The sequence below is a fragment of the Flavobacterium sp. genome (genome assembly GCF_035456085.1).
In the GTDB taxonomy this organism is placed as follows: domain Bacteria; phylum Bacteroidota; class Bacteroidia; order Flavobacteriales; family Flavobacteriaceae; genus Flavobacterium.
The window spans coordinates 1-21,125 of the sequence record NZ_DATIDY010000116.1; the positions used below are offsets into that span (position 1 = coordinate 1).

At 30.5% G+C, this 21,125-nt stretch carries 21 protein-coding genes and 1 pseudogene; all 22 read right to left on the bottom strand.

Annotation, left to right across the window (positions count from 1 at the left end; genetic code table 11):
- Positions 1-224, bottom strand: a pseudogene (locus VLC96_RS08920) (MBOAT family O-acyltransferase); the annotation flags it as partial.
- Between the two features lie 25 nt (positions 225-249).
- Positions 250-1,335: a glycosyltransferase family 4 protein gene (locus VLC96_RS08925; RefSeq protein ID WP_325262249.1), complete on the bottom strand. Its 1,086-nt coding sequence runs from the start codon at positions 1,333-1,335 to the stop codon at positions 250-252.
- Positions 1,317-2,717, bottom strand: a complete 1,401-nt coding sequence (locus VLC96_RS08930) for a glycosyltransferase family protein (RefSeq protein ID WP_325262251.1) — start codon at positions 2,715-2,717, stop codon at positions 1,317-1,319. The genes VLC96_RS08925 and VLC96_RS08930 overlap by 19 nt, the downstream gene beginning before the upstream one ends.
- 678 nt (positions 2,718-3,395) lie before the next feature.
- Positions 3,396-3,860: an acyltransferase family protein gene (locus VLC96_RS08935; RefSeq protein WP_325262252.1), complete on the bottom strand. Its 465-nt coding sequence runs from the start codon at positions 3,858-3,860 to the stop codon at positions 3,396-3,398.
- A 2-nt stretch (positions 3,861-3,862) separates the two neighbouring features.
- A complete protein-coding gene (locus VLC96_RS08940) occupies positions 3,863-4,837 on the bottom strand; it encodes a glycosyltransferase family 10 domain-containing protein (RefSeq protein ID WP_325262254.1) in 975 nt (324 codons plus the stop codon).
- Complete coding sequence (neuC, locus tag VLC96_RS08945) at positions 4,838-5,971, bottom strand: UDP-N-acetylglucosamine 2-epimerase (protein ID WP_325262256.1); 1,134 nt, start codon at positions 5,969-5,971, stop codon at positions 4,838-4,840.
- Positions 5,964-7,004, bottom strand: coding sequence for an N-acetylneuraminate synthase family protein (locus VLC96_RS08950; RefSeq protein WP_325262259.1), 1,041 nt, complete (start codon positions 7,002-7,004; stop codon positions 5,964-5,966). The genes neuC and VLC96_RS08950 overlap by 8 nt, the downstream gene beginning before the upstream one ends.
- Positions 7,005-7,019: 15 nt before the next feature.
- Entirely contained in the window at positions 7,020-7,688 is a 669-nt protein-coding gene (locus VLC96_RS08955; protein WP_325262263.1) for an acylneuraminate cytidylyltransferase family protein, read from the bottom strand.
- Between the two features lies 1 nt (position 7,689).
- A complete protein-coding gene (locus tag VLC96_RS08960) occupies positions 7,690-8,586 on the bottom strand; it encodes a glycosyltransferase family 2 protein (RefSeq protein WP_325262265.1) in 897 nt (298 codons plus the stop codon).
- A gap of 1 nt (position 8,587) precedes the next feature.
- Positions 8,588-9,598: a glycosyltransferase family A protein gene (locus VLC96_RS08965; protein ID WP_325262267.1), complete on the bottom strand. Its 1,011-nt coding sequence runs from the start codon at positions 9,596-9,598 to the stop codon at positions 8,588-8,590.
- Between the two features lie 3 nt (positions 9,599-9,601).
- Complete coding sequence (locus VLC96_RS08970) at positions 9,602-10,543, bottom strand: glycosyltransferase family 2 protein (RefSeq protein WP_325262269.1); 942 nt, start codon at positions 10,541-10,543, stop codon at positions 9,602-9,604.
- Positions 10,544-11,677 carry a glycosyltransferase gene (locus VLC96_RS08975; protein WP_325262270.1) on the bottom strand — a complete coding sequence of 378 codons (1,134 nt, stop codon included), beginning with the start codon at positions 11,675-11,677 and terminating at the stop codon, positions 10,544-10,546.
- The gene (locus VLC96_RS08980) at positions 11,674-12,615 is read right to left on the bottom strand and encodes a glycosyltransferase family 2 protein (RefSeq protein ID WP_325262271.1); all 942 of its coding nucleotides are present in this window, start codon (positions 12,613-12,615) and stop codon (positions 11,674-11,676) included. Before VLC96_RS08980 ends, VLC96_RS08975 begins: the two co-directional genes overlap by 4 nt.
- A gap of 7 nt (positions 12,616-12,622) precedes the next feature.
- Positions 12,623-13,699 (bottom strand): glycosyltransferase family 2 protein, encoded by a 1,077-nt coding sequence (locus VLC96_RS08985; protein ID WP_325262272.1) that lies wholly within the window; start codon positions 13,697-13,699, stop codon positions 12,623-12,625.
- Between the two features lie 27 nt (positions 13,700-13,726).
- Positions 13,727-14,671, bottom strand: a complete 945-nt coding sequence (locus VLC96_RS08990; protein ID WP_325262273.1) for a glycosyltransferase family 2 protein — start codon at positions 14,669-14,671, stop codon at positions 13,727-13,729.
- Complete coding sequence (locus VLC96_RS08995; protein ID WP_325262274.1) at positions 14,656-15,537, bottom strand: alpha-1,2-fucosyltransferase; 882 nt, start codon at positions 15,535-15,537, stop codon at positions 14,656-14,658. Before VLC96_RS08995 ends, VLC96_RS08990 begins: the two co-directional genes overlap by 16 nt.
- A complete protein-coding gene (locus VLC96_RS09000; RefSeq protein WP_325262276.1) occupies positions 15,524-16,369 on the bottom strand; it encodes an FkbM family methyltransferase in 846 nt (281 codons plus the stop codon). Before VLC96_RS09000 ends, VLC96_RS08995 begins: the two co-directional genes overlap by 14 nt.
- Positions 16,366-17,064: an FkbM family methyltransferase gene (locus VLC96_RS09005; protein ID WP_325262278.1), complete on the bottom strand. Its 699-nt coding sequence runs from the start codon at positions 17,062-17,064 to the stop codon at positions 16,366-16,368. Before VLC96_RS09005 ends, VLC96_RS09000 begins: the two co-directional genes overlap by 4 nt.
- Before the next feature lie 2 nt (positions 17,065-17,066).
- Positions 17,067-17,600: an acyltransferase gene (locus VLC96_RS09010; RefSeq protein ID WP_325262279.1), complete on the bottom strand. Its 534-nt coding sequence runs from the start codon at positions 17,598-17,600 to the stop codon at positions 17,067-17,069.
- Positions 17,584-18,852, bottom strand: a complete 1,269-nt coding sequence (locus VLC96_RS09015; protein WP_325262280.1) for an ABC transporter ATP-binding protein — start codon at positions 18,850-18,852, stop codon at positions 17,584-17,586. The genes VLC96_RS09010 and VLC96_RS09015 overlap by 17 nt, the downstream gene beginning before the upstream one ends.
- Positions 18,853-18,936: 84 nt before the next feature.
- Complete coding sequence (locus VLC96_RS09020; RefSeq protein ID WP_325262281.1) at positions 18,937-19,803, bottom strand: ABC transporter permease; 867 nt, start codon at positions 19,801-19,803, stop codon at positions 18,937-18,939.
- Between the two features lie 853 nt (positions 19,804-20,656).
- The coding region (locus VLC96_RS09025; protein WP_325262282.1) for a polysaccharide biosynthesis protein at positions 20,657-21,125 on the bottom strand (469 nt) is incomplete at its 5' end.

Consider the following 21,125-nt stretch of genomic DNA (forward strand, 5'->3'; position numbering starts at 1 on the left):
CCTTTATCATTGGCGCTTTTTTCAATTCGGATTCCTGTATAATAGTCCAAAAATGTGGAGAAAACCAACAAAAACAAAAATCGCCAATCCCAACAAGAATAGAAATAATAGCTGGCAATAATCAATAAAGCATTTTGCGAGTTTTTGGTTTTATTGAAAACAAACCAATACAGAAAAAAAACGATTGGCAAAAAAATGGCAAAAGCCAAAGAGTTGAAAAACATTTATGGTAGTTGTGAAATTTTAAATTTAATAGTTGCCTCTTTCAAGAAGTTCAAAATGATTTTCCACCATTTTTGGCAAAGAAAAGGAATTAGCAATTAATTCCCTTGTATTAGCCGATATCTTTTTGTTTCCTAAAAAGACATTTTCAATACTATTTGCCAAAGCTTTTATGTTTTTTGCCTCAACAATATATCCGTTATTTTCATCGGCAATCACTTCGGTATTTCCGCCAACATTCGTGGTAATTACCGGAACATTCGCCGCTAAACTTTCCAAAATAGACAAACTGAAACATTCCATATGTGTTGGCTGTAACATATAATCGTATTTCGAAAAAACTACATTTAGATTCGCTCTGCTTCCCATAAAGGAAAAAACGTTCCCTAGTGAATAGTTTCTAATTTTTTCTTCTAATACTTTTTTATAAGGACCATCTCCGTAAACAGCAATCTTTATTTCGTTTTTTATCTGAACCGGAAGTGTATTTACCGCTTCAATTAAATCCTGAATCCCTTTTGATTCCCTAAGATGCGATGCCACCAAAAAACTCGGTTTAACAGTATTTCTGGTTTCTCTTGCCAAAATACTGTCTATAATTACGCCGTTATAAATAGTTTCGGTTTTAGATTTTAAGTGAGAACCGAAATCTTTTAAAATCTCCCTTGCGGTATAATCTGAAACTCCAATAAATTGATCGATATATTTTGAAAACAAAATTCCTTTTACTCTTTTTAGAATTTTCTTTTTTAATGAATATCCGTTCAAAGGCCTTGGATTGTGATCTACCGCAATGATTTTTGCATCAGAAAGTTGTTTTACATTTTTAAAAAAAGGAGTGCACAATTCTACAAAATGGGTGATAATATGTGAATACTGCGGCTTATTTTGTTCAATAAATGAGAGAAAACCGTTCTCTACATTAGCTTCAGAACTATAAATTTTCAATTCTGAATAATTTCCATGATTCGATTGATTCGGGAAAAACCAATCTACCTGAATATTATTTTCTTTGCATTTTTCATCAAATTGCCAAAAAAAATAATCCATCCCGCCTACCCGTTCAGGAAGTAATTCGTAATTGCAGATAATTGCTATTTTTCTTGGCTCCATTCTCTTAAAATCGTTGCAATTCTTTTCGAAGTCCCTTCAAGCGGTTTCCCGATTTGTAGCTGAATCAACTGCTTGCGGTTTTCTGAGTCAGTATTCGGTTGCTCAGCATATAATTGTATCGCATCTATTAATTCGTTTTCATTCTTGACAATTCTTGTTGCATTAGAATTGACGACATTTTCTATATGCGGATAGTGCAAAAACCGTTGGTCATCATAAAGCCCATTTTCTTTGTTTCCAAACACAGGATTAATGACAGGCTTGTCAAACTGCATAAAATCCAAACTCATGGTAGACAGCATATTGACATTCAAATCCGAATATTCCAAAATGCTTCTCAGATCAGCCACATCCTCCTTTGAAGGAATGCGTTGCGACCATTCTTCCTGATGCCCCGTTCGCGCCAAGTGCCATTTGGGATAATTCCATTTTATAAAAGGAAATTTGGACACAAACCGTTCAAACCGAATAGGGTCTTCAGCCGGCGAAGTCCGCACTAATAAATTCACATTTTGTATGGTGTTTTCTTGAATCGCTTCTGCAATTGCAGTGATGTACAATTCATCATTTTTACTGGTTGAAATATCTCCACAACTAAAACAAATCGTCTTTTTGAAAGGATCTAAATTAAATCGATTGTAGAAATCAGTTTTGGCAATTTTATATCGATCCAAAACATAAGGTTCAAATTGAGGAGTTCCAACAACTGACACATTTTGCGATTGAACCTTCTTGTAGAAATGAAGCAATTCTTTCTTCATCAAATCGCTCCAAACCAGATAATAATCAAAATTAGCAGCCATTCTCCCTTTGGAAGCCAAATTGTCCCAACTAAAAATGAACGATGCTGTTTTAACTTTCAATTGTTCCGCCTGATAAACCAATGGCGCAATAAATGGCGGCCGTTGATGCGTAAAAAATAGTATATCGAATTTTTCTTTTTCGAAAATCTCCTTATAGTCTTTTACAATTGGATTGTTTTTAAAGGACTGTTGCTGTAATTTGGTATAACGTTGAATAGTATTTTCAGAATGCAACAGCGAAGTCCATCTAAAAATGAATCGGGTTGCATAGCCTCTTGGACTTTTTACTTTTGATTTATTTGCATTTAAATTATCTGTAATTCCAAAGTTGTTATTCTTATGCAATTGCAAATGCGCTATTTCTTTAGTTTTTCTAAAAAACCAAGTTGAAAATTTTTCCTGAAAAACAGCCAACTCAATTACCCTTGATTTTTTTAAAAACCCTTCATAAACAGATGCCGGCAAACACGATAAAATGACTACTTCTTCAAATTGCTTTTCTGCCTCTGATAAGAAATCACTCAAGATGAAATTCCGAAATCCTACGCCGTCTGTTATTACTATTCCTAGTTTTTTCATTATTTATTCGATAATATTATCTAAATTCTTTTGTCATCTTATCCCCTAAAGCAATCCCTTTAACTTCAACATAACTGTATGTAAATTTTGAAATTGAATATGTCATCATGACTATCAGAAAATAAAAACAACCAAAAACTATATTATTTTGAAGAATTATGTCTAAACTAATGAAGGAATTTAAATATTTTTTACAAACTCCCTTTAAAACATAGCTTAAGAGGAAGATTATTAAAAAATGATTTAAATACATACTGAAACTCACAACTCCTATTTTCTGTACAAAATCATTAATAATAAATTTATTGTTTGTTGTATAGATTCCTATTGCAAAAAACACAAATATAATTCCATACAAATATTCTCTTTTTATAAAATAAAATGGATATTCTAAACTAAACTCAAAAAAAGAAAATCCAAAATATAAAAAAATTGAACCCACCAATATTCTCTGACCTACATTAAACGATAAAACAATATTCTTGTTAATGTAGTACAAAATTATTCCCAAAATAAAGATGGGTAATTGATTTGGCAACCAAAAATATAAGGACGATTCATTGAAACTTTCAAAAATTAAATTCAATAAAAATATTGTGTAATCTAAAAAATAATGATTTATAGCAATGGATAACAACATGGTAATCAAAAATAGCCAGATTGCTTTTCCTAAAGAATTTACATATTCAAAAGCATTGGAATCATTAAATAAAAAAGCATCTCTATTCCTATTGACCAACCACCTGGCGGGATGTCATTGATTCCTGGCAAATATATTCCATTAGTAAAAGTATAGTTAGCAATTAAATTTTTTAAATTAATTGCATTGTGCTTAATTACAACTTTATAAAAAACATAAATTAACCCAGCAATATAATAATAAGGTGCAATTCTAAAAAATCGGCGAATGATAAAATTACGATTTGTAAGTTTTCCTTCTCTTAATCTTCTTTTAGAATAAGAATTAAACAGAGTAAAACCACTTAAAATAAAAAAAAGTTGAACTCCTAAATCGCCGTTATCATATATTTTTTTACCAAAATCATGTATTTTAAAAGCTTGTGAACTATGAATGAGCATGACCAATAATATTGCATAACCTCTAAGGGCATTTACCCAACGGTACTTTTCACTACTTATCATACTCAGAACATCTTTCCTATTCGTCTAATCATTTTAAATGCTTCCTTTTCAATCTTAACTCCTAATGGGAAATTATCAAAATAATTATTACCACCTTTAAAATGAATTTGTTCCTTTTTTTCTACTAAGTTGCCAACTTTTTTGGCCTCTAGAAAACTTATTTGATTAGACAAAAAAGGAAACAATTGATATTCATTTAAAACTAATTCTCGTGCTTTTGAAATTGCATCAAGATTCTCCTCCCATCTATTAGATTTAATTATTTCCTTTAAAAACAACTTAATGTGTTTATCTTTAGGATCTATTTGTAGAAAGGAATTTTCAGGAAAAAAAGTATCTATTTTATTACATCCAAAATACAAAGGCATTGTATAACTCAAAAAACAATCTGCTACTTTTTCTGTCCAATAATAATTACTTTGAAAATTTTCATAAGCAATTGCATACTTAGATTTGCTTAAAGCATCCCATTTATCTTTTATTGGATTTATTCCTCTTCCAAAAAGACTTACAAAAGGTAAATCAATTATTGTTTCTAAAAAGTCCATCCTTATATTATGCCCTTTCGATGAACGTTGATTACTTGTTATCCAAACTATAGAATCTTCTTTAGTTAAATCCGTGACCTTTAATTGACTCAAAAAATCAAAATCCTTATCAATATGCCAAGGTAATGCTCCATGAGAAAGAATATTATTCTTTTTTATATCTAACTGATTAAATATCAATTTTACATTTTTATTGGCATATTGTCTGTATTTAGAAACTTCATTAGGTGGTTCTAAACATAGATGTATAATATTATCTCTATTGACTTTAATTGAAAAATCATTTTTAGGATAATCAAGAATCACCAAATAATCGCACTCATCAATATTTTCCTCAGTAAAAGTCAAACCACACCATTCCATAGAACAATTAGGCGTTTGCCTCTTTAAATCTGGATAACCGAAGTATCGTTCAATCTTTATTATCATTTAAATATCCCTAAATTGTTTTTGATGATTCAATTGCCAAATATTCTGTTTTTGCAAACAATTGAGAAACAATTGGTCACTATTTCCCTGACCAAAATCATCTTCTACACTTTGTACTTTATGCGAATCAATAATAGAAAGCGCTTCTTTTATACTGACTTCAGAATAATCCGTATTGATAATATCGGCATGAACCGCTCTGTTTTGCTGGCGCGTTCCGATATTAATTATCGGTATTCCATAATAAGGAGCTTCTCTGATTCCGGCGCTGCTGTTCCCAATTATGAATTGGGCATTCTTTAATAAGGTTAAAAAATATTCGAACCGAAGAGAAGGAAAAACCCGAAATCTCGCATTATCTTTTAGCTTTTTGTAAGCATCAATAATATATTGATTTCCGAGATCATTATTTGGAAAAATGACAACATAATTATGATTGTCTTTCAATAAAGTGGTAACAAATGCCTCTGCATAATGCTGCATCTGCTTAAATTCTGTTGTTACGGGATGAAACATCACGATCGCATATTTTTTGAACGTAATTTGATAATATTCTTTAACGATCTTCAATTCAGGCAACTCATTCGAAAACATAATATCAATATCGGGAGAGCCGATCGTAAATATCGATTCTTTTATTTCCCCCATTTGCAGTAGCCTTTTTTGCGCTTGTTTATTGGATGCAAAATGAATGTGGCTCAACTTACTCACACTATGCCTGATTAATTCATCAACAGTGCCAGAAACTTCTCCTCCTTCAATATGTGCAACCAAAATATTATTTAGAGAACCTACAATAGCGCCAGCAAGTGTTTCAACGCGATCGCCGTGTACCACAATCATATCGGGATTAATTGTTTTGCAGAAATTTGACAATCCTTCGATGGTTTTGGCAAGAGTTAAATCCATTGTGGTTTCGTGCGTATGATTCTCAAAAGTATGGATGTTTTTAAAATTGCAGCGCTCTATTTCTATAAGCGTATAACCGTATTCTTCCTGCAAATGCATTCCGGTTACAAACACAAAAACTTCAAAATCCTGACGATTGTCAAGAATTTGAATTAGTGATTTTATTTTTCCAAAATCGGCTCTAGTACCCGTAAGGAAGAGTATTTTTTTTGTCGAATTACTCAAAATCAGAAAAATCTAACTGCTCATCATTATCAATATCTCTCAAAGCTACTTTACCAAGTATTTCATCAAAATGGGCTGCCAAGATTTTACCTGTTCCCGGGCGTTTAACCCAAATATTTTCTTTGGTCAAAACTTCACCTTTCTTAATCGAAGCAATAGCACAAACTGTTGCAAAAGCAAAATCAATTGTTACTTGTTCCTCAAGGGCAGGTTTTTTTGTTCCGCCACGCATTAAGGCAATTTCTGCAGATGAACAGATTAATTCTTTACAAGCTTTCTCGTCCATACTGCATATAATATCCGGCCCCGTACGTTGCATATGATCAGTAAAATGTCTTTCAAGAATGCTTGCTCCAAGTGCCACTGCTCCCAAACACGCATTGCTATTCAAGGTGTGATCACTCAATCCGAAAACTTTATTTGGAAAAGCCTGATGCAATTCTACCATAGCTCCATATCTTACCAAATGAATTGGAGTTGGATATAAATTTGTAGTATGTAACAAAGCAACAGGAATATTATGCTTGTCAAAAATAGCTACCGCTTTTTGAACACTCTCGATAGTATTCATTCCTGTACTCAAAATTACTGGTTTGCCAAAAGATGCTATGTGCTCTAACAACGGATAATTATTACATTCGCCTGAACCTATTTTATAAGCTGGAATATCAAACTTTTTCAATCTTTCGGCCGCAGCACGGGAAAATGGAGTCGAAATAAAAATCATCCCTTTGCTTTCGACATGTTTTTTTAATTCCGATTCATCGGCTTCATTTAACGAACAACGCTCCATGATTTCGTAAATCGAAACATCCGCATTGCCCGGAATCACTTTTTTGGCGGCTCCGCTCATTTCATCTTCTACAATGTGTGTTTGATGTTTGACCACCTCAACTCCTGCTCTATGTGCTGCATCAACCATTTCTTTAGCGATCAGTAAAGACCCCTCATGATTAATTCCAATTTCAGCAATAACTAAGGGAGGATAATCTAGACCTATTTTTCGACCTGAAATTTCTATATATGGATTCATTAAATAAGTTATGGGTTATTGAGTTATGAGTTTTTGATAAAGATATTCCGCATAATCAAAATCTTCTGGAGTATCAATATCAACGTTGGCAAAAATATGATTTACTTCGAACGGAAAAGCATTTTCTGAAATAATTATATCCTCAAAAATTAATTTAGCTTTGGTAATATACAACAATCCATTCTCGTAAAACAAAGGCTCTAAATCTTGGCTTCTTTGCCCAATTTCATAATTAAACGGAATAAATTTTTGATTTGCTATTTTCCCAAATTTTTGATGGTTTCGGGTTACGGCAAATAGACTATCATGATTTCCTTCTTTATAAATTTTAAAAGCATCTGCTAGCAAATTTTTAAGTCGTAGTGGATTTGTAGGTTGCAGCAAAATTACATTTTCTGCCTCATCACCTATTTGCTGCAAAGCATGCTTTAGTGCAGAAACTGTCGGTTCTAAATCTCCTGAAAGCGACTGAGGTCTATCGATCACCTTTGCTCCAAATTGTAAAGCAACTTTTTTTATTTGTTCATCATCTGTAGAAACATAAACGGCATCTATAATATCACTATTTGCCTGAGCATATAAAATACTATGTACCAATAGAGGAATTCCTCCAAGAAATTTTATATTCTTCTCAGGAAGTCTTTTAGAACCTCCTCTAGCTGGAATAATGGCGATAGTTTTCATGCTAAAATTTTAAACTTGATAAATTTCTCATTTTTATAATTAAAGACTTTTCTACAGGTTTCCGGAATTTCAAAATTCCAAAAAAATGAAATAGCACAGTAAACATTGTTTCAAAAAAAATTTTACAGCATTCCCAATCGGTTAAAGCATATTTTTTAAAATTATGCCAATACAATTTCAAAATATTAATGAAGGGAAATGGATAATAAACCAAAAAATAAAATGTTGAGTTTTTTAATTGTTTTCCAAATCTGAAATAATGCTGCTTATTTAATTTCCGCTGTTCTTTATTAACTCTATGATTGATCTTGATTTGATTGGTATATAAAATATCATAACCTTTTGACAAAACTTCAATGGATAAACAAGACTCTTCCCCATAAATATCAATCCAGACAGGAAAACCGTTTGTAAGGCTATAAACTGACTTGCGAACAGCAAACCCACATCCAATAAATTCAGAAGTCAAATACTCTCTCTTTATAGTTTCAGCTTGGTTTAAAGCTTCTTCATCAGATCGAAAAACTCCCTTTATTTCTTCAAAAGCTAAAATTCCAACATTAGGATGTATTTTAAACAGATCTTCTATCTGATCTAAAAAATTAATACTCAATGGATGTGCGTCATCATCTAGACCAATAAGTATTTCCGAATTTGCTAACGGGTAAATTTGATGTCTGGCTGCCGAAGCTCCAATTGTCTCATCACATACAAACCATCTTATCCAATCTATTTCATTTTTGAGGCTTTCCGATTCATCGGTACATCCATCCAAAAAAACTAAGACTTCAACTTCAGATTTATCTATTAAAGATTCTAAAATATTTAATGTTTTAAATAAATCTTGTTTTCGGTTTTTTGAAACTATCAGTATTGAAAACTTTTTTTCGATTTGCATTTTAGTAATTTTCAATCATGTTCTTTGGCAATTGTTTCCATCTCAAAAAAATCTTCACCAATGGTTTATTTTTCAAAAACTTCATAAAAAGCTTATTTTTTATAAAATAAAGAAAATGACTTATTTTTTTATTTTTTTCAAAATTATAATTTGGTTCCTCTACCTCTTTTCCAAGCTTTTTAGGGATAGTCATCCACTCTTCCAATGTGTTCCCCATGTGAAAAGCGTAATTATCCTCTGTTGTCAGTCGCCAATAATCTTTCTTAAGAAGAGCCTCATCTAAATACCCCTCGCTTGAACCTCCCATCTTAAACCCAATATAAGTCGTTATTTCTTCAAAAATATCTTTCTTATAAGTAGCTACAAAATGGCCCGAACCTATCAAAACATTCAAATCATCATTAATTTTCAATCCTAAATTATACTCTAAATAATCCTGATTATAATTCCTATCCCAACCGATGCTGTCATAAAAACGAATCAAAGCCTCTTTGTTTTTTACCGGAATAAATCGAAGTCTTGGACTAAAAATAGTATCAAAAAGCACATTTCCACAATTAGATTTAAACATACCAAACTGTGGAACAATACCTACCACTCCTGTTTTGGGAATTGCAGTAAAAACTTTTATAGTTTCATTCTGCCAATTCGGTAAAAATAAAACATCAGAATCAGAAATAGTGACCAATTCTATATTATTTCCGACTAAACCTTTCAATATAGCATTGAGTTTCCCAATATTCTCCGTATGAATGAGCTCCTGTATTTTTCCTTCACTTAATAATTCATCCAAATAATCTTTGACAAAATCTCCACTTCCATTATTGACGATTGTAATAAAAGTTTTACCATGGACAGTAGAAAACAAGGATTCTAAACAAAGTTTTAAAATCGTAAAACTGTCTTTAAAATACCCTTCCAGATTGGGGATATAAACTGGAATTATTACCTGATGAGAAAAGTAACTATCACCATTTTCTTGATCTTTATATGGATTAAAGCCTACTCGCATTAATTAAAATTTAAAAACATTTTTCAACCGGTTCTTAATTCTTTTTTTTAATTTGTTTATTTTCTTCAGTAAAGTATCCTCTTTTATTTGTTGTTCAAAGAAATTTCTATTACTAGCAATCAGTTGAGGATATTCTCTTTTTAACTCATTATAAACACAGCCCTTTTTTTTATTTATATAATTTGAATTAACTTCATTGTATTTTGTCACATATAAAGTTTCGATTATTTTCCAGCTATTTACCAAACTTAGAGCCTTACTTTCAGCATTTAACACGCTTAAATTATCATTCGAATTATTCCTGTATAGAACATATGTTTTGTCACAAAACAATATTTTTTCAGCATTAGATAAAATTCTGAAAAAAAATTCACCGTCGTCATTTACAGTCAAACTTTCATTCCAATAACCAGAATAATTAATTAGCTCTTTGGGCATTAAAAAATTCAGAGGCGGAAAAAATCCTCCATGCAAACCAATTATATCAAAATACTCTTTTATAGTATCAAAATTTTTATAATCAGCACTATTTTTAATAAGGTTTAATGATTCTCCAAACACATTGAACTTACCCCACATACAGGTTGAAATTGTATATTTACTCTCCTTTTTCAGTAGGTCAAGTTGTACTTCTATTTTATTGGGTGCAAGAATATCATCCGAATCTAAAAATTGAACAAATTCCCCTTTTGATAATTTTAACCCTAAATTCCTCGAAATACTTGCTCCTTTTTTTTGTTCAATAGTTTTAATCTGGTAAAAGAATCTATCATCTTTCTTACAATAATGATCCAATAGTAATTGTGTTTCATCTGTAGAACCATCATCTACAATAATACACTCCCAATTAGCATAAGTTTGCGATAGAACACAATCAAGAGTTTCACCAATTAAATGAGCTCGATTATAAGAAGGAATAATTATGGAAACTAATGGCTGATTCATTTATTCTAGATTATACAACCCACAAATTAAATTTTTAATTTTATTATAATCATAATCTCCAATTGCATTTTTATGATTCAAACTAACTAAAGAGACAATATTCTCTTTTTCATCTATTATCTGCAGTATTTTAGATGCAATCTCATCTGAATCTTCAGGATTATCAATTGTCATCCCAAAATATTTTTCACCTATAAGTTCTTTTGTAGCGTTACCGGGATTTGATTGTAATGGATACGCTCCTAACAAAAGAGATTCTAAGAGCGTATTAGGCATTCCATCAGAAATATTATTTCCAATATACATAAAAGCTCTACCAAAATAACTGAATAATTCAATTTGACTTAATTGATCTAAAATTTTAATTCTTCCATTCAATTCAGAATCTGACAAAATAAAATCAGCAACTTCTCCTCTAGCTGAAAAAACATAAATTTCAAAAGTTTCTAGCTTTTTAATTATTGCTTTTATTGCTTTCAAAACAAAAATAGCCCTGCCTATTTCATTTTGGTATCCTTTTATTAAAATAATTTTTCTAGTTGTAGGCTCTTTATAACTCAACTTTATATTATTTATGTCATAGCCAGTTCCTCCGGGTAAAACTCCTAAAAAGTTACCTTTAAAACCATATTTTTCTGCTAAATGAAAATCCCTTTTACAATCTGTTATTAAAAAATCCACTCTTCTTAAAACAGTTTGGATTTTGTTTAAATCACTCTTTAATACTTGATGCCTAAAAATATCATTTCCCCAACAGGAATAAATCCATTTAATATCCGGATATTTTTTCATGGTCTTTAATATAGGATACGAGCAATAATGCAATTCAAAACCATGGACAATATCAGGCTGGATTTCTAAAATTATTTTCTCTAAAGCTTCATCTGCCGTTACTTCAAGATAAGGAATCATTTTTTCATATAAAACAGGAAATTTTTTACTCAAGAAATACTCCCCTTTTATAAAAGGTAATTTCCTTTTTTTCCAACCTGTAAATTGATGAAGAGAGCCAATAGCTTCCAGTTTTCCTCTTCCCAAAACATCAAACCAGAACAATTCATAGGGAGTGTCTTTTAGGTTTTCTATCCAACGAATGACATGGACAGATGGCATGGAAACAAAAAGGATTTTCATTGTTTTAATAATTTATAACCTTTACCAAAAACACTAAAAATTACAAAACCGAATATAGTTTTAATAAAACCCTTTGAATCTAAAATTTTTAATTGCGATACTAATAGCATTCTCAAATAGTATTTCTTTTTATGATCATTTATGAGTAATGCTTCTCTAAAAATAAATTTATATCGATCTACAATATAATTTTGCAAAATCCGTGAATCAACTAGTTTATTTGATTTTAATAATTTTAAATGCTTATTCCTTGCTTTAAACTCAGATTTTATTTCTTCAAAATTCAGCTTATTAATTTCGTGCGACAAAGAATTCCCATGTATTCTATACTGTATCAAAGGTTCATCAATATAAACAATGGATGGTTCTTGATACAACATCCTAAGATTAAAATCCCAATCGTCTAAATTAGAAATACTTTCATCAAATAATATAGATTGCTTTTGGATAAATTCTCTATTCCAAATTGGCCCACAAATATAAAATATAACTCTACCCAATAAATAATCCCTAATTACTTGTTCAGAGAAAATTTGAGTAATACCCAATGCTTTATGATTTTGAAAATCATATTTAATGACCCGACAAACCGAAACATCATAAAAAGGTGTATCACCTATTTGCTTTTCTAGGCAATCAAGTAACATTACGTCGTCGCTATCAAACCATTTTATATATTGTCCTTTACACAATGAATATCCATAATTCCGAGCCCCATTGCCTCCTGGTTTATGAGTTTCAGGGCGAAGGTGATACTGAAAACGACGATCCTTTGTTATATATCCCCCTAAAACTTCAGCTGTATCATCCGTACTTCCGTCATCTACAATAATGCACTCCCAATTAGTATAAGTTTGAGCTATAATGCTATCGAGCGTTTTTCCAATTAAATGAGCACGATTGTAAGTCGGAATTATGATAGAGATTAAAGGATTCATAACTTGCCTATTTCTTAATTTTTAATTGAATCCTTTTCAAATCAGAACTTATTTCATATATAAAAAAGTAATCTTTATAATAAATAATTAGAGTCTTTAAAATTAAATCATTGATATATTTTAAAGAATAATACTCTTGTGTTTTGATTCTTAAAAATTTCTTTATTTTATATTTTAAAGTATCTGGATAATTATGCTTCTGAAAAACAACATTAATAATTTTAGAATGCGTATTAGGCAAAACAAAGTCAATAAAATTGTCAATAATATACTTCTTATTTAAAAGTGTAATTGAATCTTGATTAGAATTTAAAAATTCAAATTCGTTTTTGCTAATTATTTTTCCCCAATTTTCACAGTTAACATTTACTATACTGTTTTTTTGATTGAACCTAAGTTTTTGTTTATTTAAACCGAATACATCATTTAATATAGGCTCTACTGTTAATTTATTTTTCTCTATGTTTTCAAAGCTTTTATGCCATTGATGCAACAGTAAAATTTCATTATTATAAAATTTTGAAGAAAAACCAGCATTTTTAAGTCTTGAATGTACATCTTCATCTTCTGCACCCCAAAAATGAAAAAACTCATCAAACCCGCCAATAGTCAATAGAGAATCTCGCTTGAAAAACGATAACCCTTGCCCTTCAGGGATACTCTTAGATGCTATGGTATATTTATCAAATTCTTTTAGCTCTTTACTTTCAGCTTCATCTAAATACCCAACCTGAAAATAAACATTCTCGCTTTTATTTTTTAAAACAAATAAAACATCAATGAATTTATTATGAAAAATAATATCTATATCGGCAATAAAAACATATTCAGTTTCTGCTAATCGTAACCCAATATTTATAGCTTTGGAACGAGACCAAGGCTGATAATTATGATATGAATAGATATATTTTACAAATTCATATTGTTTTAAAAGACTTTTAACAGAATCGGAAAATTGAATTTCAGACCCATAATCTACAAAAACAACAGTAAAATTTTTATTAGATTGTTTAGATAAAGAATCTAAAGAATTTTTAACTCTCCTCAATTCTCTATTTCTATAAGGATATATTACTGTAATCATTCCCTTTAATTGAAATTTATGAAAAAATTAGGCATTCAATAAATACATTAAAGACCTTTTAGTAATTTTAGTTGGCATGAAGAAATTTAAAAACAAATAAATAAAACTTAAATGTGATTTTGATAAATATTGCGTGTTCTTCTTAATCCAAAAAGCCAACTCTGATTTTGTAAAAAGATTATTTTTATATATCAATTTAAATCTCAATTTTAATTCATCCTCAATTTGCTCTTTATAACTTGGATAAAGTTGCAACAAATCAAAAAAAACATTTGGAATTTTATCATGAACTATTTTATCCGCTGAAGTTGCAGAATTAGCGTGAACCCTGTATTTTGTTAAAATATAATTGGAAGAATAAAAAACACATTTTGAAATTAGTAATTTCAACCAAAGGTGATAATCCTCTACATTCTGAATATCCAATTCCTCTGAGAAACCACCAACATATATGACCTTTTCTCTTTTTACCAAAACTGTTAATATTGGAATCCTATTTCCTTTTAAAAACAATTTCACAGAAGTTTTATCATAAAAAACTTCGGATGGAATATTCATTTTTTTTGAAATATCAAATGCCTCATCATTATTAAAAACATAAGAATCCGAAAAAACTAAATCTACTTTTTTTTCTTGAATCTCTTCAATTTGGATTTCCAATTTTTCGGGTAACCACAAATCATCGGCATCAAGAAATGCAAGATAAACTCCATTTGATTTTGAAATACCAAAATTTCTAGCTTTCCCTTGTTTGCCATTCTCTTGATAGTAATATTGAATCCTTATATCTTTATCCAACAATTCTTTTACAATTTTTGCAGTATTATCTGTAGAACCATCATCCACTATAATCAATTCCCATTTCAAATAAGTTTGGTCTAATACACTTTTTATACTAGCCTCTATATAATTTTCTGCATTATAAGCGGGCATAATAATTGATACTTTCTCAACCATTAAATTATTACCCATTCTTCAGGAATTATAGAATTTATATCAATATCTTTTGCTTGAAACCAATCTTTGGGTGCTACCACTATTTTTTCCGGGTTATTATTTAACCAGGCACCCCACCAGCTAAAAGAACTGTTTGCAATTATGTTATGAGAACAAATACTCATCAAAAACATATCCGCCCAACTGTTTAATCCTTTATTATGAGCAATAAAAATTTTATTAAAAGGAAAGCCTTCAAAATTTTCTTTGACCCATTGGGGATCATCTGAAAAAAAAACTAGGTTCGGATTATCGATTTTCGAAGTTATTTTCAAAATTGCTTCTTCATAATATTCAAAACTACATATGCCGTGAAACTGATTTGTCACTTTATCAGTTACATAATCACCTCTCCTGATATGAATGGCAATTGTATTATTGTTTTGCAAAACAGGAATTAAGCCAATATTTTCCTTCGACAATTTATCAACTGGAAAAACAAATAGATCTTTTATATATTTTTCATACCCAATAAAATACTTATAACTCTGGAAATATCCAGTTGCAAAAACCGGTGCTTTTAATGAATTTAACTTTGAAGAATATTCAAATGTTTGTTCATCGATTTTTTTAGGATAATTTAATTTAAACTTCCTTTTTACTTTATGTAATAAAGATAAATTAGTGAATAAAGTAATATCCGATTTTTTTGCAAAGTTATATTCATTGTCAAAAATAGAAAGCTCAAAACTTCTTGGCGTGTAGCCTTCTTTTTTATCTATGATAGTATAAATGCTGTCTTCGATAACAAGTTTTGTATTATTTTTTTTGGCGAGAATTGAAGCAAATGCATACTGAAACATTTGATTACCTAAACCTCCCTGTAATTTAATTAATACCATCTATTTGCTTACGCTCTGCTAAAAAATTTGTTGTAATGAATGTTTCATACATTTCTTTATAATTCTCAATTTTATACAACCCGTCTTTTAAAATTCGATAGATATAAAAATCTTCTTTTAATAAATAATAGAAGTCCTGAAAGTATGTTCTTGAATCAATATTACAACCTCCAAACTCAAATTGAATAAAATCAATTTTATTATTTTTAATCAATTCTGAAGCTCCATTCAAAACATTTAGTTCATGTCCTTCAACATCGATTTTTAAAAAATTAATTTTACTGATACTGTTTTCTGAACAAAAAGTGTCGATTGTTCTGATTTCGATTTCTTCACTTAAATTCATTTTGATATTAAAATGATCTAATCTTCTTTCATAAATACTAGCTAATCCAGATTCTTCCTTATTGGAATATAGGGTTAGGACGGTATTTACATTTCCAAATCCGAAATTAAAAATATTTCTATTTTTTATAGTACCAGTATTAACAGACAAGGTATTAAACGTTTTTTTCGAAGGTTCAAATGAAAATATTTTTGCATTTTCATTAAAAATATCATTTAGCAAAATCGTATAAAGTCCAATGTTGGCTCCAACATCAAAAATTGTTAACTGCTGTACATTTTGCAATCTACTTTTAATGTAAACTAATGCATTTCTTTCACCTGAAGTATCTGTCTGACCTCCTCCTCCAATGTTCATTCCGTTCAACGAAAGAGAAAAGAAACTCTCAAATATACCTTGATAATTGCTTTTACCAATATGTTTATTTAATATTATTTTAGCTATTTTAAGGAAAAATCTTTCGGTATTTATTTTAAGTTTTATCATCTTATCCAACTATCTTTATGAACAAATATTGAATTAATATGTGTATCTGCATAACAGATATAACCTTTTTGCTCAATCAACTTGATTAATTCAGTGTTTTTGACTCCATTACCACTAGCAGAAAAAGAAATTGTTTCAATACAAATTACTATTGGAAAGTTTTTCTCAAAATCAATTCCCCTGATTATCATTTCATCAATTCCTTCGGCATCAATACTAAGAAATTGCGGAAAAATACCATTTGAAAACTCATTTAAAACATTTGACAGAGTATTCACACTAATCTTCTTAATACCAGTAACTTTATAACTACCTTCATTTTGATAATTGTAAGCTTCTTCTTTTGAAAATGTATTTAGCGCCGGTGTAGAAATGATATAAAAATCTAGAACACCTTCGATATCAGAAATACCTATATTTAAATTCTTATCATTTTTTCTATCTTTTACAAAAGCTTCAAAAAGCGCAGGATCTGGCTCAATATTAATTCCTACAGACCCATTTTGATAAAATAATGCTGTATTGCTAATATAAAAAGGATGATGAGCGCCAATATCAATATAACTTGGATTTTTAATATTTAAATTATCAAAAATAAATTTGACGATCAAATCTTCGCCACATTGAGAATAGGATGTTTTTTGAAATTGTAATGTTGAATTCTTCTTAATCCAATTTTTAATATTTTTTATCATATTTATTTTATTCTTGATGATATTTTTTTTGCTGGAACACCTCCTACTATATCATAGGATGCTACATCTTTATTGACAAGTGAATTTGCTGCTATAATTGCTCCTTTTCCAATTTTCACATTGTCCGTAATTGTACAATTAGCTCCTATCCATACATCATCTTCAATTATTATTGGCCCATTACTAAAACTTCCGGCTTTAATCATAGGAAGATCTAAATTCCTATACTCATGATTTCCTGCAGCAAAAACACAATGAGGAGCAATCATAACGTCATTCCCAATTTTTATTCCATAATGAGAAACAAAAAAAACTGAGAATGGTCCAACTTGAGTATTTTTTCCAATATTCAAAAAAGCATCTGTAGCTCTAATTATAACATATTCACAAATCAAAGAAGACTTATCTATTACAACCTTCTTTTTATTGTATATTTTTGCGGTAGGATGAATATGAAATAAACTAATACTTTTCAATTCTTTTTTAATATAATTTGAATACCAAATTTTAAGCGTATGTTTAATCCTTACCAACATAACTTTTCATTTGATTACTAATTAATCCACTTTTATTATTAATAACAGATTCTTCTTTTTCATTTATGACATCAGAAAAAACCACAAACATTTCATTATCGATATATTCAATTGATTCGGAGCCACGTGAAATTCCAATCATTAATTTATATTGCCCTGAATTAAATTTAATGGTTTCTTCAATGAATGTTGCGCTATAATTTCCTGCCTCCAATTCTTGTGGTAATGACCAAGACGTTGAAATTGGAGTTTCATGAACATCTGCTATACCGATAGCAATAATTAAATTATTGATGTTTTCATTTACGGTAAAATTCACCTTGATTTTCCACGGCTTACCAACAGGGATTTCACTCATCAAATTACCATCTAAATCTCCTACTTTCAAACTAGTAGCAAATACTCTTTTATTTTTTGATTTTTGAGTGTCTAAAATGTATTCACATTTATTTTCTTGAGATTGCTCTAAATAATATTGAATAACGTCCTCAGTTTTCCCTCCTGTAATAAATTTCCCATTTTTCAATAAAATACATTTAGTGCATAATTTCTGAATAGCTGCCATATTATGGCTCACAAACAAAACCGTGCGCCCCTCTCCTCTAGAAATATCCTGCATCTTCCCAATGGCTTTTTTCTGGAACTCAGCATCGCCTACTGCTAAAACCTCATCGACTACTAAAATTTCAGGCTCTAGGAAAGCCGCCACGGCAAAAGCAAGTCGTACAGTCATACCACTGCTGTAACGCTTAACAGGAGTGTCTATATAACGCTCACAACCCGAGAATTCAATAATTTCATCCAGCTTGGAGGCAATTTCTTTTTTGGTCATTCCCAGAATAGCTCCATTCAAAAAGATATTCTCGCGCCCGGTCATTTCGCCGTTAAACCCGGTACCCACTTCCAAAAGAGAAGCGATACGTCCTCGGGATTTTATACTTCCTGTGGTGGGGGCGGTAACTTTGGACAATATTTTTAACAAGGTCGATTTTCCTGCCCCGTTTTTACCAATTATTCCTAAAACTTCACCACGTTCCACTTCAAAATTAATGTCCTGCAATGCCCATACATAGTCACTTGTACCTTTCGTAGAACGGTCATTGGTATCGCCAATTTTCAAATAGGGATCTTCCTTGCCACGCACTTGATGCCACCAACGGTTCAAGTCATGACTCAAAGTCCCTGTTCCTACTTGTCCCAAACGATATTGCTTGGAAATGTTTTCGGCTTTTAATATAATATCTTTACTCATTTATTATCAATTCTATATCTTCTTCAAGGGTTAAAAACAATAACTCTTCTCGCAATCCAATTCCCCCTTCAGGGGTTTAGGGGGTTATACTGTATCAATAAAACTCTTCTCTGTCTTATTAAAAATTAAAAGCCCTATAAAAAACACTACAATCGTTATGATAACTGTGTATAACATTCCCCAAACCGAAATTTCCCCTACATTCAATAACATATAACGAGAGCTTTCAATCAAATATGCCAAAGGATTGTATTGCACCAGCCATCCATAGCTTGGAAGTTTCTGTTTGATTAATTCCATTGGATACATTACGGCTGATAGATACATCAACAATTGCACCCCAAAACCAATTAAGTTACTGAAGTCACGATATTTGGTCACTAATGAAGAAATCAGCATTCCTAATCCCAATCCCAAAACTCCCATTGTTACAATCAAAAGTGGAAAAAACAAAACCAAGCCATTTATACGTAAATCTACTCCTTGACAATAAAAATAAATATAGAACGCAACAAAAATCAAAAACTGAATACCAAACTTTATCAAATTGGAAATGACAACAGACATTGGTGTTATAATCCTAGGGAAATAAACTTTTCCAAAAATCCCAGCATTACCTGCAAATGTATTAGAAGTGCCATTGAGACAAGCTGTAAAATAATTCCAAACAGTGATACCTGCCAAATTAAACAAAAAAGGAGGTATTGTCCCTGTGTTAATCCCAGCTACATTATTAAAAATTATAGTAAAAGTAACCGAAGTGAACAACGGCTGAATCAAATACCACAAAGGACCTAAAACAGTTTGTTTGTAGACGGTGATGATATCTCTCTTTACAAAAAGCATCAACAGATCCCGATATTGCCAAACCTCTTTAAGGTTTAATGTGAAAAATTTATTCTTCGGTGTTATTTCAAACAACCAATCGTTAGGCTTATTTGTAGTATTCATTAAATTCGTTCTTAACTAAGTAAGTATTTACGTCTGTGGATTTAACAAAATATCTGTGAGCATTTTTCGAGTAAATGCCCAATCTCATTTAATTTTAAAAAAAAATCATGTCACAAAAATGTACGGCTTCGCCATTCAAACTCCCACATATGGGAACCAAATACTTCCTGTTTTAAAATCGCAAAAGTAAATAAGAACTGTGCTATTAACTAATTATTTAGATATTTTTTTCACATGATTAATAGCTTTAATCTTACGGGAATCAAATTTACTTATATTTAGTCGGATAAATCATTTATTTTAGTGAATATAAATTATGACCTTAATGCTGTAAATTCAACCTTTTTTTAACCAATAATAAGCGATCGTAAATGATCAGGGTATAGTCCCTGTCATTGATATAAATCCGGTCTCACGGCACAAAGTTTTAACTACTAAAAATGATAATAATAAAAGGATTGATGTTCGTAAAAGGCCAAAAAGAATTATTAACTATTGTAACCTATTTCACCCTTAATAAATATAAATTAGTATTTTGAATTGTGAATTTTTGGTCCTTTTGTTGGACTTTGTAACTACTTTATTTATCGCATTCTCCAAATCTCTTCAGATATACCCATGTAAATTTCTTGACTTTTGCTTCTTTTAAGCAAAGAGCACACGTAAACAGTACATCCATAACACATCAACTAATTTGTAAGCTTAAATTATACATTACACCATAAACACAAAATCTGCGATAATCTGCTAAATCAGCGTGAAATAATAATTTTAAATCGGATGGGTTAAATCCAAAAAAAAAGGTTTACAAGTACAAACTCGTAAACCTTTCTGTAAAATATTTTAATTAATCCTATTTATCCAAAACTTCAAAAGTAGAATTCATACTCTTATACTCTGGAATAATAACTTTCATTTTGGCTACTATATCATCATTATCAAAGAAATTCGCCATACCTATTAATTCCTCTACATCCACATGCAGATTTTCAAATTCGTCCTGAATTTCTTGGGCAATCATAATTTTTTCATGATAAGTAGGAATGGTTTTTGCTGTATCATTTAATAATTCTTCATATAATTTTTCACCTGGACGCAAACCTACAATATCAATTTTAATTTCTCTATCAGGTATAAAACCAGCCAATTTGATCATTTTTTTGGCCAAATCCAAAATACGGACAGGTTTACCCATGTCAAAAATATAAATTTCCCCACCATTTCCCATCGCACCTGCCTCGAGAACCAACTGACAAGCTTCGGGAATAGTCATAAAATAACGAATAATATCAGGATGCGTAATCGTTACCGGACCACCATTG